This is a genomic window from Dictyobacter halimunensis (genome assembly GCF_036245075.1).
This window is the reverse complement of sequence record NZ_BSRI01000002.1, coordinates 1,358,458-1,372,512: the sequence shown is the minus strand read 5'-3', so window position 1 is coordinate 1,372,512 and position 14,055 is coordinate 1,358,458. Positions and strand designations below refer to the sequence as shown.

The window sequence follows — 14,055 nt, the reverse complement described above, 5'->3', positions numbered from 1 at the left end:
GTTGCCCTATCTAATAATAAGGGGGTGATGGTATGTTTGAAAGAGCCTACGTGGTTTTTATGTTTATGGGTTGTACGCGTACGGTGTCGCAATCGATGCGGCCAACCTCGCATACCAATCCGATACCTCCACCGAGCAGAGGATTGTGTTGATCTTGTACCTCGAACCATGGTTGGCCGTCGATGAGGGCTTTTATGGTGTGGCTTTGTACGTGCAGGGTGAGGGTGTAGCGGTGATCCAGTTCCCGGGTGAATGGGCTTTCGGCCAGCACAGTTTCGCCATCGAGAACCTTGATCAGGCGGGCGTGGCCGTCATTGGTCAGCAGCAGGGCATAGTAGCGCTGCAGGCCCTGGACACGCGCGGCGATTCCCAGCGCATCGGCCATGTGGGCCGCCAGCACGGCATCGACGCGATAGTCGCCCCATTCCCTTGTGCCCTGGCTGACAAGGCCACGGCCATGGTTCTGTATGATGCGATACGATTCTGAGCTCCCGGATTCGAGCTGATCGGCTCCATTCACCCAGGACCGCTGCCATGCATGACCCCCTTCCTGGGGCCTCGTCAGCAAGATATCGGGTGTTCCCTGCCAGGTCAGATAATCCAGATAGAGTTTCCCGGTCTGGCCACCAGCTAGCGCCAGTCCAATTGTAGCGATCGGTTGCCCGTGGGTATCTGGCACGAGCCATTCCAGCGTTTTCTGCTCGCCAGCGGCTATCTCTACCTGCGGTCCCTCAAGCACGCTAAGCTGATCCTGGGCGTTATAGACCTGGATGATCAGACGAGCCTGCAGCGGCTGACTATTCCCGCTATCAGCCAGCACTGCGGCCTGCACCCGCTGTCCAGAATAGAGGGTTGGCGAAGCCAGTAGCGAATAGCCCCTCATCTCCAGGGCATCTACAGGCACAAAGGTCGCTGTGGTCAAGTGCAACGCTTGCCCATCAGTGCCGGGCTCCTGGATAGCAACCTCCAGGCAGCGCTCACCCGCCCGCAAGGGGTGTGCCGTGTTCTTCAAGTGTGCCCTTTGGTCTCCATCTCCGCTCAATTGAAAGCCCTGTACCGAGCCCGGCAGGGAGAAATGGAAGCGCGCCCCATCTTTAGGTGCCTGATATGCCACGCCAGCCAGGGCCGAAGCCGCTTTGACGATATGATATGTCTCGATCACCGCATCGGTAATCGCCCGACCACCATCTGCGGTCGGCAGATAGAGCCGATCAGCCACCGGCCCGCGCCAGTCCGGACCAGCATCGATACCCTGCAGGCCATTCTTAATCCCCAGCAAACAGCCAACATTGGCTGAGTTGCAGTCTGTATCCCAGCCCGCCGTATTGACGATCATCAGCGAGCGCTGGAAGTCATCTTCACCATAGAGCAGGGCCATGATGATCAGGGCATGATTAGGGATCACATGGCAGTTACCACCATAAGTGTCATAGCCATACTTCTTCGCGATCTTCTCGCGCGTCTTGCGCCAATCGGACTCCTCACGATGCCAGCCGCGGATATCCTGGATCATACGATAGACCAGCGCATCCTCAGGAATAAACGAAAGGCCGCAATCCAGCAACTTCTGGATATCGCGCTCAACAAAGGCCTGCGCCTCCATCGCGGCGATGACCTGGGCGGCATAGACCGCCTCGCCATCGTGGCTGACCCGGCCAGCTTCACCAGCCAGCCGCACCGCCTGCGCGGGATTGCCGGGTGAGACCATGGCCCAGCCATCGATAAAGATCTGCGCCCCGATCTGTTCCGCCACCACCCGGCCGTTCATCTCGATGGAGCCGCTACGCGGAGCCTTGATACCTTCTTTGAGGCGCAGGTAGGCTGTATGCTCGGTTGAATTACCCATGCCGCCCCACCACAAAATCGTGCGCCCCTCGATAATATAATTCAGCCAGCTCTGCCCGATCTGGGCCGCCGACAGCTCGGGATCATAATGATAATCGGCCAGAGCGCGCAGAAACGTAAAGGTCCCGGAAATATCGTCATCGGTCACCACCAGTGGCACACCGCGCTTCTCATGCACATAATAATTGATCTCACCCAGCTCCCGCATGATCCGTTCATACGACCAGCCCTCAAACGGACGCCCCAGGTAGACGCCAATGATCTTCCCCAGCACACCTGCATAGGCGCGTTCAACGTAATCCGTTGGCAATGTGTATTGATCTGACATAGAAGAAAACCTTTGTAACCTTTCAACGTAATGATATGTTCTTAGCCACGTAGCCCTCCAGAGGCCAATCCAGCAATAAAACGTCGTAAGCCGGATTTACTATCGTTGTTAGAGCAGGGGCTACCAGAGATGCGGCCTCGATATATTCATATCCCACGATTCATGTTAAGGGTTTAATAGGCTATTATTATTCTAACAGAACTCAAATGTATAGTGGGAAACCAGAATTTTATCGTTTAGGAAAGGTAGGACATATTTATGCCTGTAAAGCCAATTCTTGTGGTTGGTAGTTTGAATATGGACCAGGTGGTGCGCGTGCCGCGACTGCCTGTGATGGGTGAGACCTTGCTAGGGGCGAGCTCGATTACGTTTGTGCCAGGCGGCAAGGGGGCCAATCAAGCTGTGGCTATGGCGCGCCTGGGTGCCCAGGTTCAGATGGCCGGGCGCATTGGACAGGATCCCTTTGGCCAGCAACTGAAGGCCGCTCTGGAGGACGATCAGATCGATACCAGTCTGTTGGTCACGGATACAGAAGCGGCCAGTGGCTCGGCCTTTATTTTCTTGAACGAGCAGGGCGAGAACGCCATTGTCGTCTCCTCGGGCTCCAATGGCAACGTCGGCAAAGATCAGCGGCAGATGGAGCATATTTTTGACGCGCTAGAGCAGGTTCAGGCCCTGGTGATGCAGATGGAGATTCCACATGAGACCGTGGAGTTATTGATTGAGCGGGCCCACAGCCTGAACGTCCCGGTTATCCTCAACCTGGCACCGGCCCATCCATTGCGCAGGGAGACGCTGAGCAAGCTCTCCGTGCTGGTTGTGAACGAGACCGAGGCCAGCCTGCTCAGTGGACAGCCGGTGGAGAGCTTGGACGATGCCCGGCACGTCGGGGCTATTCTCCACGAACACGGCATTCCCACCGTTGTAATTACCCTGGGCGCGCAGGGGGCCGTTCTGATCAATGCGGACGAGCAGGGGCAGACCAATATCATCTATCAGCAGGCGCCTAAAGTCAACGTTGTCGACACCACCGCCGCTGGGGATTGCTTTGTCGGCGCGCTCACCGTCGCCCTTGCCGAAGGTCAGACGCCGGCTGATGCCCTGCGCTTCGCCATCCGCGCCAGCTCCATCAAAGTGACTCGCTTCGGGGCCCAATCTGGCCTCCCCAGGCGCTCCGACGTGGGGGAATAGAATCGTGAGGGTACGGGCCGCTTCGCGGCAAGCCGGGGCAAGCCCGGCACGTACAGTTAATTGTGGCGAATCCAGAGCGGCTCGATGCTTTCGATAGGTGGGTCGACGTCGAAGAGGCTGGGTTGTTGTTCGGCACGAAAGAGCTGCTCGAAGGCTTCTTTGCTGAAGGCTTTGCTCAGCCGGGCGGCGTATGAGTTGCGCAGCACCTGGACGTAGTGCTCGACGTCGTAGTCGCGGCGATTGGCGATATCCTGATAGGTGACGAGCGAGGTCTTTGTCTGAGGAGCTACCTTGCCGTCGGCCTGTTCGCGCCAGTCGGTAACGATGGGTGCCTCCTCGGTCTCGTCGGGCAGCCAGACGTAGCCTTTGCGCGTGCGATAGAAGCGGACGCGTTCCCCGACCTCCCAGTGGGTACGACCAGCGCCGAGCAGGGCCTCGTAGGCGGGCTCCTGGTGGCTGTTGCGCGCCTCCATATAGGTTTCGGGCTTCTTGGAGAGCTTGACTCGCGTGGCCAGTTCCGAGGCCGGCAGGCGGCGATTGCGCAGATCGGAGACGGTTTCCAGGTAGAGGTTGCGGACACCGACGACATCTCCCACCATGGCGCAGTGCAGGGCCTTGCGCAGGAAGCGGTCGCCAAAGGGCTCGGCCCGGCTGGAGCGCAGGGCGACGCCATGGACCAGCAGGCGATTATCATAGGTTAGCAAGGCGTAGTTCTTGACCTCATGGCTGAGCATGGCTCGGTAGCGACCCTCATACTCCAGGCGAATACCGGCGGGCAGCTCCGAGGCGATCGAATTGACCAGCTCCTTTTCCTGGGCCGCGCTCCATCCTCTGGGGACCGCGAAGTAGACGCCATCCGTATCGGCCTCGATCAGCGCCATGCCGCGCTGGCGCAGGGCGTCCAGGATCGAGTTGAGGATGGCCCGGCCGCGCCGCGTCACCTCGCCGGCCGCCTTGCCGTCCGCGAACAGCGCCATCTTGCCCGCCCCCATATAGCCGTAGGCGGCGTTGATCAAGATCTTCATCGCCGCCTGCGTGGCCGCGTGATGATTGCTCTCGATCGAGTGGCGTTTATTCTGGAGCGCCATCTCCTTATGTTCCAGGCGCAGATCGGTCAGGCGTCCCAGGATGTTGAGGAAGATTCCCAGGCGATCGCAGGAGGGTCCAATGCGGAAGGTGCGCATCAGTGAGGGATACAGCGAGGCGACGTCGGCCTTGACGACCTGCTCGGCGATGCCGGAGGCGAACAGGTGGACCGCCCCTCCTTCGTGCAGACCATCCTCGGCGCTCTGCTGGGCTGCTTGATACGGTGGGGCTGCGTCCCGGCGCAGGTAGCTACGCACCAGGATTGGTTCCAGGATGCCCATGGCTGGACCAGCCGAGGCCAGTCGCTCATAGCGGCGGGGCGCCATGCCAGCCAGGGCGAAGGGCGCCCCCAGCAATCGCTGCGAGAGGCCATCAACCTCCGTCACATCATCCATAGCGTAGCGACGCACCAGGTTTGGATTTTTCTGATAGGTCTCGAAGATGTCACTACCCTCGATGTAGACGCGCTGGGGCGAGGCGATGCGAAAATATTTGGCAACCTCTTTCAGGCCATAGCTGGGGATATCGCGCACCACGAAATCATGGCGCCGCACCGCGTCCATCGTATCGATCAGTTCGCGGCCCACCACGCTGAAGCGTTTGCGCTTGCGCGCCTCGGGTCCAACGGCCAGCGTCTCCTGGTAGCTCTCCATCACCATCGGCCCCCCCGTTCGCCCGATCTCCAGCGGCACCCGATGCACGGTGGCGCGATGCTCCAAAAAGGGCAGGTCAAAGCCGAACAGATTGTGGTTCTCGATCACATCGGGATCGCGCTCACGAATCAGGGCGCACAGCTCATAGATCAGGTGCGCCTCCTCCTCGGGTGTGGCGGCCTCCAACACCCGCTCAAAGCCATGGTTATCGCGGATCGCCACCAGGAAGATACGGCCACGATGCGGGTCCAGCGCCGTCGTTTCCAGGTCAAACTGCAGCCGGTGGAGATCCTGGTAGGTCATGCCGCGAAAATAGACCTTGCCGCTGCTCATCAGGTACTGCTCGACCGGCCCCACGCGGTAATAGGCATCACCCAGTTCATTTATCATATTGAGTGGCCGCCGTAGGCGATGACCGGCCCCCTCCAGAATCGTTTTCTCCAGCAGGCGACTTTCGCGGGCATACAGCAGATATTTGTAGGAGGAGGCCGGCCCATTCAGCTTGCGGTAGCGCAGGACGACCTTGTGGCTGGCATGCTCATCGTGGGGCTGCAGCGCGTCCCCCAGGTACTTCACGTCCTGCAGGGAAGTGGCCAGGAGCCAGGGGATATAGTGTTCAGCCGAACGCACAACGGTGCCATTCACCCGGCGCCAGATCAGCGCCCGGCCATCGCGATGGGCCCAGACAGAAACGATGCCTGGCGTCGGATTCCAGCCAAAGAGGTATTCATCTTCGATTGGGATTGGCGTAGGATCAATTTGTGTTTGCATAGCCGACTGCACGCTCCTGGTCTATTATGAGAAGAAAACGTTTGTTCTAATCATACATGAGTTGACCTTGAATAACAAGTCCCGGCTCACCTTTCCCGCCGTAACATGAATATATTTGCATGAATTTCTTCAAAAGGTTAAATAATTTTACAGAATCACGGGTGTGGTGTCGTCAATACTACGTTCACACGAAATACATACGCCATCCACTAATCGGTAATAGACCTGAGTGAGCAAGATAGAATGGTTCTATGTATTTCGTGTCGCGTTACAAGCCGGGGTGAGTCCCAAGATGTTTAATTTAACACTCTGGCGCCCGGGCACGGGGCCGCTGAGCGGCAAGGCTGGGGCAAGCCCAGCACCTACGATCTCGTGTGAGAATGCGATCTCCAAAATACATCTGGAGAGATTGGTTTTCATGGTTAGAGAACGTCAAAATCTTGACCTGTTGTTCGTATGTATTTACTTTATGTTGTGAAAAGAAAGAGGAAACAATGAAGATGTTACAACGATGTGTATCTATTGCTGCTGCATTGGTGGGAATGCTGGCTCTGGTGCTCTTCTCGTCGGCCAGTGCGTTCGCGGCTCCGGCCGATAATGCCTATGTGCGTGTGGTGCATGCCTCTCCTGCGGCTGGTACGGTCGATGTTTTTGTCGATGGCAACAAATTGCTGCCTAACTTCACCTTTGGTACCGTGACCGATTATGTGGCCGTACCTGCTGGTTCGCATAAAGTTCAGGTCGCACCCGCTGGTAAGGGCGCCGATGCCGCCGTCATCAACCAGAGTGTTTCTGTTGAGTCTGGTATGGCCTACACCGTCGCCGCTATTGGCACCAAGGATACCGGCTTTGGCCTGCAAGCTTTCGCTGATGACAACATGTTGTCGGGTGGTATGGCTAAGGTGCGTGTATATCATCTCTCGCCCAATGCTGGTCCAGTCAACGTGGCGGCCGGTGGCAAGACCGTCATTACCGGACTGACCTACAAGAATGCCAGTGACTACCTGACAGTACCGCCAGCTTCCTACACCTTCAACGTGACCGCCACCCAGGCCAATGCTACCATTCCTGTGAGTGCCACCCTGAATAGCAACACCGTCAATAGCGTGTTCGCCATTGGCCTCTACCAGGGTGATCCCGCTCTCAAGTTCGTAGTTGGTGTCGCTACCGGTGTTCCTGGCATGCCGCAGACCGGCGCAAATCCCCATGCCGTTGCTCCGGCTTCCAGCGATACGACCCTGCCCTGGTTCCTTGGCGCCGTCGCCCTGATTATCGCGGGAACCGCTGGCTACACCGTGCGCTACGCCCGCGTCCGCCGCTAATCTGCTAGGAAAGAAGAGTGATACGCATCTAATCAAAGGATAGGTGCGTATCACTTTGTGGAGGATTTGCTACTAGAAAGGTGTTCGTGATGGTGCGTGTCAATCGTTTGTATGTCGCAATGATGGGTTTTATGTATGTTGGCCTGCTCTGTGTTCTGAGTGCCTGTGGTGGGAACGCGGTTCAGGCTCAAGTGGTCCGGCCGACGCCCCGACCAACGGTAGCGCCGACACCCACATCCATGCCACCGACACCTACACCTGTGCCGATTGTGCGTGTGGCTGAGCCGGTGCATATCCGTATTCCCGCTATTGGCGTTGACACCGAAGTCGAGCCGGTCGGGGTATTGGCCAGCGGCAACCTGGACACCCCGCATAGGAACAAATGGGATGGAACGGGTTGGTACGAAAGCGGTCCCCGCCCTGGTGAGAAGGGGAGCGCCGTCATCGACGGGCATGTCGACCGGGACGGGGGCAGTCCCGCCGTCTTCTGGAACCTGCAATACATGAAGCCCGGTGACGAAGTCATTATCACCACCAGTAGCGGCCAGCAACTCCACTTCCGCACCATCAGGAGCGAAGCTATCCCGCCCGATCCCAGCCACCTGCAAGGTATTTTTGGCGATAGCAGTGGTACCTATCTGAATATGATCACCTGCGCAGGCGTCTGGATTCCCAGCCAGGGGCAGACCTCGCTACGCCTGGTTGTTTACACCAAGCTGATTTAAGGCCGCAGGCCTTTATTATATTGTTGGGGAACCTGAGCGTCCCCGCACAGGCGTCCGCATGCGCGGCCGCCCCATTTTTAAGAGTGGTGCGGTACAACAGGTGGGTGCATCCGCACCCACCTGTTGTACCGCACCACTCTTAAAAAACCTGTGAGCACCGTAGGTGCGTAGTGTCATGGCCGAAGGCGCGCAACGCAGGGGAGCACAATAAAAAAGAAGACCCCGGCAAACACTTGCCGAAGCCTTCTTTAAGGGGCAGGGGAGACAGGACTCGAACCTGCAACAACACGTTTTGGAGACGTGGACTCTACCATTGAGCTACTCCCCTATGGAGTATGGCGGAGAGGGAGAGATTCGAACTCTCGGAAGGGTTGCCCCTTCAGCGGTTTAGCAAACCGCCGCACTAGGCCACTATGCGACCTCTCCGTGCGGGTTACATCGAAGATCATGTTGCCATGAGATTCTGGTGTACCGTATAGCAGTTGGGTTTAGAACTGCCTTAACGAGGAAAATCATAACATAACCGCAACCGACTGTCAACACTTTTCAGGCTGTTTTTTGCAGAGGCTGTGAATTACCAGGAAACGTCCCTCCTCTCGAGGAGAGACGTTTCCTGATCGGGTTGCTGTGTATGGATGATCTGTTAGCTTATTTTGAAGGGGCAATATTGCTGCATCTGCGGTTGGATGCGGGCCTGGGCCTCTTGCAGGGCCTGCTGCGGCGATTTGTTGCCGAGCAGCACGTCTTGCTGGGCCGTGGTCATGGCATCCCAGAGCTGGGCGCCCACTGGTAGGGGGACGCGGCTCGTCGAGTATTGCATCAAGTTGCCAAAGAATTGCTGATTGCCCTGGAACAGGCTCTTGTCGTTGTAGAGATCTTTCCAGGTTGGCAGGTGCCCGGTGATCTGGGCATAGATCTTCTGGCCTTCGGCGCCGGTCATGTAGCGAATGAAGCGGTAGCCGCCGTCGGCGTTGGGCGCTCCCCTGGGCATTACGACGGCCATACCACCAGACCAGGTGAAGGGCTGCTCGCCCGCCTGCTGCCTGGGAAGGTATGTGACGCCATAGTTCAGTTTGGGCGCGTATTGCTGGAGGCTGGCGATATTCCAGTTGCCATCAATCGACATCGCCAGGTGGCCGGTAAAGAACGGCGTCTGGCTGGGTGGCGCGTTGGGTGGCTGGTAGGTCGCCAGGAAGGTCGCTACCCTCGAATAGTTCAGCTGTTGCGCCCACTTCTGATAATCCTGGTACGCCTGCATGATGGCCGGCTCGGTCAGCGTCACCTGGCATTGCTGCTGATTAAAGTATTTGGCTCCGAAGTCCAGTGCCCAGGTGGCGTGCTCGCCTTCACCTGCCCAGGGGATAAAACCGATCTGGGTATAGTTGCCATGGGAATCAGTCTTATTGAGCTTCTGCGCGATCGACCAGAGCTTGTCGACCGTGACCGGACCATGAGAGGGGTCCAGTTCAGATGGATCGATGCCAGCCTGTTTCAGTAGATCCTTGTTATAGTAGATGGCGCGCGCATCCGTCTCCAGCGGCAGGCCGTAGGAATGGCCCTGGTACTGCGTCTCGCCCCAGGCGAAGGGCAGATAGCCATTCTCAAGTCCTGGATTCTTACTCTCGTAGGGGGTGAGGTCCTGCAGCAGTCCGACCGAGGCCTGCTGACTGACGGTAAAGCGGTCGATCATATAGGCGTCGGGTGGCGAGCCGCCGCGCACCGCCGTAATCAAGGATGTCGAATCGCCCGTGCCCTGTGACGGCATCCCCACCATGCGCACATGCAGATCGGGATTGGCCTTATCAAAGGCATCGATGATGGCCTGCTGCGCCTTCGTCGTAATCGGATCGGTCGCCGTGGTCCAGTAGACCACCTCGTGTGAATCGCGCGAGCCCGGGAATGAGCAGGACGACAGCGCCATCGCCACCAGGAAGAGTCCCAGCAGCCCGACGCAGAGCCGGGCAAACGTCGTATGTTTATTCTGTTGCATGCTTGCTTTCTCCATGAAAAATCGTTGCGAGAAACACACCATAGTGTTCCGCGTAGTGTATATCCCGGCTATTTGATACTGCCCATCGTCACGCCTTCAATGAAGAAGCGCTGGAAGATAAAGAACAGCACCACGATTGGCACGATTACCAGGACGGAGGCGGCCATCAACAGGTTAAACTGGATATCGTGGGTTGAGCGGAATGCCTGCAGGCCGATCGAGAGCGTATGCATCGAGTCGTCTTGCAGATAGATTAAGGGACCCATGAAGTCGTTCCAGGCGCCCACGGCCGATAGGATCGCGACCGCGCCCAGCGCTGGTCTGGCGATCGGGGCTATCACGCGCCAGAGGATGCTCCACTCGCTGGCGCCATCGATGCGGGCCGCGTCAAGCAATTCGTGGGGCACCTGCAGCAAGAACTGACGCAGCAGGAAGATATAGAAGGCGCTGCCAAGGAAGGCCGGTACGACCAGCGGCAGCAGCGTATTGATCCAATGCAGCCAGGCGAAGAGGTCGAACATGGGGATGATGGCGATCGGAAAAGGGATAAAGATCGTCACCAGCACCAGATAGAAGATCTTGTCGCGGCCACGCCATTCGAGGCATGAAAAGCCATAGGCCACGATCAGATTGGATAACACGGCTCCGATTACCGCCAGGGCGGTATAGATGACCGTATTTAGAAAGTACTGAAAAAACGGGATCGTGTTGATCGCCTGGATAAAGTTATTCCATTCCCAGCTCTGAGGGAAGAGCGTGGGGGGAGTAATGGCCAACTCAGGATTAGACTTGAGGGCCGTATTAATCATCCAGTAGAGCGGGACAAGGAAGAGTAGCGACATCAGCACGAGGAAGACGCGTACCCCGATCTCTTTGCGCGCCTTGCGAGCAACGACCTGGCGGCGCATCTGGGTCAGTTTAGGATCATCGTTGATCGGACTTGTACTTGGACTGGTCACCGTTTTCATTAAAGCGCCTCCTGCATGCCATCACGGCCATCTAACCAGCTACAATTGATGGAATTGTACATAGTTGTTCACTTTCTCAATCTGTAAAGCAACCTCTACACCCTGAAACGATAGCTATGTGACTCCATAGATATCGCTGCGGGGCGTGACTTAAGAAGCATCGTAGTTTACGAAACGCTGGCTCAGCCAGTATAGAACGAGTGCCAGCACTAATCCAAAGAGGAACAATATCACCGCTAGCGCGCACGCATAGCCCAGTTGCGCGTAGCTAAACGCATTCTGATACAGGTAATACATGTAGAACAGGGTGCCGTTGGCAGGCCCACCGTTCGTCATAATGTATGCTTGTTGGAAAACTTGCAGGCCCGCGCTCACGCCTGTGATCAGATTGAAGAGGATCGTCGGTGAGAGCAAGGGCAGCGTAATGCGGAAGAAACTGCCCAGACGACTGGAACCATCGATCTGGGCCGCCTCGTACATCGTCTTAGGAATATTATTGAGGCCAGCCAGGAAGATAAGAGCAGCGTTGCCCGCGCCCAGTTGCGCCATCAAGACGATGATGAGCTTCGCCCCTGTCGGATCGCTTAGATAGTCGGTTTGAGGGATATTAAAAAGCCCCAGCACCATATTGAGCAAGCCATATTGAGGATTGACCAGCACAATAAAGATAAACGACATCGCGAAGATAGGGATAATCGAGGGGAGATAGAGGGCCGTGCGATAGATCGCGACCTCTTTGACTGAGCGGTTCATCGCCAGCGCCAGTAGCAAGGCCACCACCAGCCCTATCGGCACCGCCAGGATCGCGTAGAAAAACGTGTTCTGCACAGCGGTCCCGACCAGTGGATCGGTGAAGAGACGAGTGTAATTCCCGAATCCCAGCCAGACCGGCGGCAGCATGCCCGAATACCGAGCGAAGCTAATCACAAACGAATAGATCGTCGGATACAATACAAAGACCAGAAAACCGAGCATCCATGGACTGATAAACATCAATCCTTTCAGGACATTTGAGCGTTCCCGTTTGCTCATTCTGTTGCTTTTGACAGCAATCATCAATAGCCTCCTTACATGGAAACATACCGAGTTCTCTTGTGAGGACTTTATGACCACATTGTAGATCTATGAAAAACAGGCGAGAAAAACAATTTAGCTCTCCCATTACAGGCAACCATGCCTGCGCTGAGAGAGCCAGGTTTCCACCTGATTTTCCATTCCTGAAAGCTCAACGTTGAACCGTTTGAAAGAAACACGCTTATGTCGATTTAAAGCTAGCGGGGAGTGTGTTTCTTGTCTGAAGGAATATCTTTATAAAAGATTATAGCATATCTATAAAAGTAATTGAAGGGGAACGAAATTGTTATCTGGAATGAATGCCTTTTATATATTATTACTCAGAATTCTGTATTCAAATAGCACACATATTCAAAAGCGTTGTCGCGATCTCTAATATAGATTACGTGATCTCTAATATATATTTATGAGCGAGATTATTGAATAATAATCATAATAATTCTCACCCGCCGTCGGTTCGGGTCTTATGCCTGATTTGCCCTTCAAGCACGAAAAAAACCGAGGAAACATACGTGCTCGGCAACGGGAAATCGGGCGCGAGGCCCGAAACTACGGGGAGGGCGGTAATGTGGGTCCTGGGAGGAGGGTGGGGAGCTCGCGGCGCAGGAGCTTGCCGGAGGAGTTGCGGGGGAGCGGTGAGGTGAGATAGATGGCGCGGGGGACTTTGTAACGGGCCAGGCGTTGGCTGGCATAGGTGATCAGTTCGGTTGGGGTCAGTGTGCTGCCGGGATGCAGGTGGACGAAAGCGATGGGTACCTGTCCCCATTGAGGATCGACCTGGCCGCAGACGCCCGCCTCCGCGACGTCTGGATGGGTCAGGAGGGCGGCTTCGATCTCGGCAGGATAGATGTTTTCTCCACCGGAGATGATCAGGTCGCTGCGCCGGTCGAGCACATAGAGATACCCTTCCTCGTCCAGGTAGCCGACATCGCCGGTTGTCAGCCAGCCATCCTGAATGGTGGTCGCCGTGGCTTCGGGACGGTGATCGTAGCCGGCCGTGATGCTGGGGCCTTTCAGGCAGATGACGCCGGGCTGGTTGGATCCCACCACCACGCCCTCGTCGACGATGCGCAGCTGGACTGGCAGCAGGGGACGGCCGGCCGAGCCGAGCTTGCGCAGGGCGTCAGCGGGCGAGAGCGTGACCGCCTGCGAGCAGGACTCTGTCAGGCCATAGGTCTGGACCACCGGTATGTCGCGGCTGGCGCAATCCTCCAGCAGTGGCCGGGGAGCGGGTCCACCACCTAGCAGCACGCAGCGCAGCGTAGAGGGATAGTGCTGATGGCTGGCGTCCAGTTCGGCCAGCATGCGCTGCAGCATGATCGCCACCACCGAGATGATGCTGATCCCCTGCTCGCGAATCGCTTGATTGACGAGCGCGGCATCAAACTTCTCATATACGATAATGCGAATGCCATAGATGACGTTCTTCATCAGGATGGAGAGGCCGCCGATATGGAACAGCGGCATGCATAGCAGCCAGCAATCGCTCTCGCCCTGATGTCCCATATTAAGGGCCGAGCCAATGGCGTTCCACCACTGCATCTTGTAGGTAATGATTACGCCCTTGGGGATGCCGGTCGTGCCTGATGTATACATGATGGCGTGCGTCGCCTCCAGATCGATCTCGTCGAGTAGGGCCGTATGCTGGTCGGGGACGACATTGTGCAGCGACACGTGGCGCGTAGCCGTCTCTAACTGTAGCCGGGCTGTGCTCAGGGTTGGCAGGGCCTGCTGAATAGCGGCGGCCCGCTCCGTATAAGTGCTATCGCTGAGTAGTGCCATGGCCTCCACGTCGCGCAGCAGCCAGAGCTGTTCGTCCAGGGTCAGGCGCACGTTGAGCGGGACCAGGATGGCGCCCAGGCGGATCAGGGCGTGCACGCAGACCACGAAGGGGACGCCGTTGCTGGCCAGCAGCGCCACGCGGCTGCCCTGCTTGATACCCAGCGTCGATAGCTGTTGTGCCAGCTGCAGCGCCTGCTGATTCAATTCCGCGAAGGTCCATGCTATTTCCGGCGTACTGATGGCCAGCTTGCGCGGCGTATTGTCCGCGCAGCGCTGTAGCCAGTTGGGAAGATGTGTGCTATTCACTTTTATGCCTCTAC

At 56.9% G+C, this 14,055-nt stretch carries 9 protein-coding genes and 2 tRNA genes; 3 read left to right on the top strand and 8 right to left on the bottom strand.

Annotation, left to right across the window (positions count from 1 at the left end):
- Positions 1 to 46: 46 nt before the first annotated feature.
- Positions 47 to 2,173 carry an ADP-ribosylglycohydrolase family protein gene (locus tag AABA21_RS19730; RefSeq protein ID WP_338253160.1) on the bottom strand — a complete coding sequence of 709 codons (2,127 nt, stop codon included), beginning with the start codon at positions 2,171 to 2,173 and terminating at the stop codon, positions 47 to 49.
- Between the two features lie 258 nt (positions 2,174 to 2,431).
- Here AABA21_RS19730 and rbsK point away from each other — a divergent pair, with 258 nt between their 5' ends.
- The gene (gene rbsK, locus AABA21_RS19725) at positions 2,432 to 3,364 is read left to right on the top strand and encodes a ribokinase (protein ID WP_338253159.1); all 933 of its coding nucleotides are present in this window, start codon (positions 2,432 to 2,434) and stop codon (positions 3,362 to 3,364) included.
- 56 nt (positions 3,365 to 3,420) lie between these two features.
- On the opposite strand, the gene AABA21_RS19720 is transcribed toward rbsK, so the two are convergent.
- Positions 3,421 to 5,874 (bottom strand): DNA polymerase domain-containing protein, encoded by a 2,454-nt coding sequence (locus AABA21_RS19720; RefSeq protein ID WP_338253158.1) that lies wholly within the window; start codon positions 5,872 to 5,874, stop codon positions 3,421 to 3,423.
- Between the two features lie 500 nt (positions 5,875 to 6,374).
- On the opposite strand from AABA21_RS19720, the gene AABA21_RS19715 reads away from it, so the two are divergent.
- Both AABA21_RS19715 and AABA21_RS19710 read left to right on the top strand, forming a co-directional pair.
- Complete coding sequence (locus AABA21_RS19715) at positions 6,375 to 7,196, top strand: DUF4397 domain-containing protein (protein WP_338253157.1); 822 nt, start codon at positions 6,375 to 6,377, stop codon at positions 7,194 to 7,196.
- Positions 7,197 to 7,285: 89 nt separating this feature from the next.
- Positions 7,286 to 7,921: a class F sortase gene (locus AABA21_RS19710; protein WP_338253156.1), complete on the top strand. Its 636-nt coding sequence runs from the start codon at positions 7,286 to 7,288 to the stop codon at positions 7,919 to 7,921.
- A 256-nt stretch (positions 7,922 to 8,177) separates the two neighbouring features.
- Here the strand turns inward: AABA21_RS19710 and AABA21_RS19705 are convergent.
- From AABA21_RS19705 to AABA21_RS19680, 6 genes are all read right to left on the bottom strand, one after another.
- A tRNA-Trp gene (locus tag AABA21_RS19705) sits at positions 8,178 to 8,249 on the bottom strand.
- Between the two features lie 8 nt (positions 8,250 to 8,257).
- Positions 8,258 to 8,347 (bottom strand) — tRNA-Ser (locus AABA21_RS19700).
- Between the two features lie 217 nt (positions 8,348 to 8,564).
- The gene (locus AABA21_RS19695; protein ID WP_338253155.1) at positions 8,565 to 9,911 is read right to left on the bottom strand and encodes an ABC transporter substrate-binding protein; all 1,347 of its coding nucleotides are present in this window, start codon (positions 9,909 to 9,911) and stop codon (positions 8,565 to 8,567) included.
- A gap of 68 nt (positions 9,912 to 9,979) precedes the next feature.
- On the bottom strand, positions 9,980 to 10,879 hold the full coding sequence (locus tag AABA21_RS19690; protein ID WP_338253154.1) for a carbohydrate ABC transporter permease: 900 nt from the start codon (positions 10,877 to 10,879) through the stop codon (positions 9,980 to 9,982).
- A gap of 150 nt (positions 10,880 to 11,029) precedes the next feature.
- Entirely contained in the window at positions 11,030 to 11,935 is a 906-nt protein-coding gene (locus tag AABA21_RS19685; RefSeq protein WP_338253153.1) for a carbohydrate ABC transporter permease, read from the bottom strand.
- A 567-nt stretch (positions 11,936 to 12,502) separates the two neighbouring features.
- Positions 12,503 to 14,041: an o-succinylbenzoate--CoA ligase gene (locus AABA21_RS19680; RefSeq protein WP_338253152.1), complete on the bottom strand. Its 1,539-nt coding sequence runs from the start codon at positions 14,039 to 14,041 to the stop codon at positions 12,503 to 12,505.
- Positions 14,042 to 14,055: the final 14 nt, after the last annotated feature.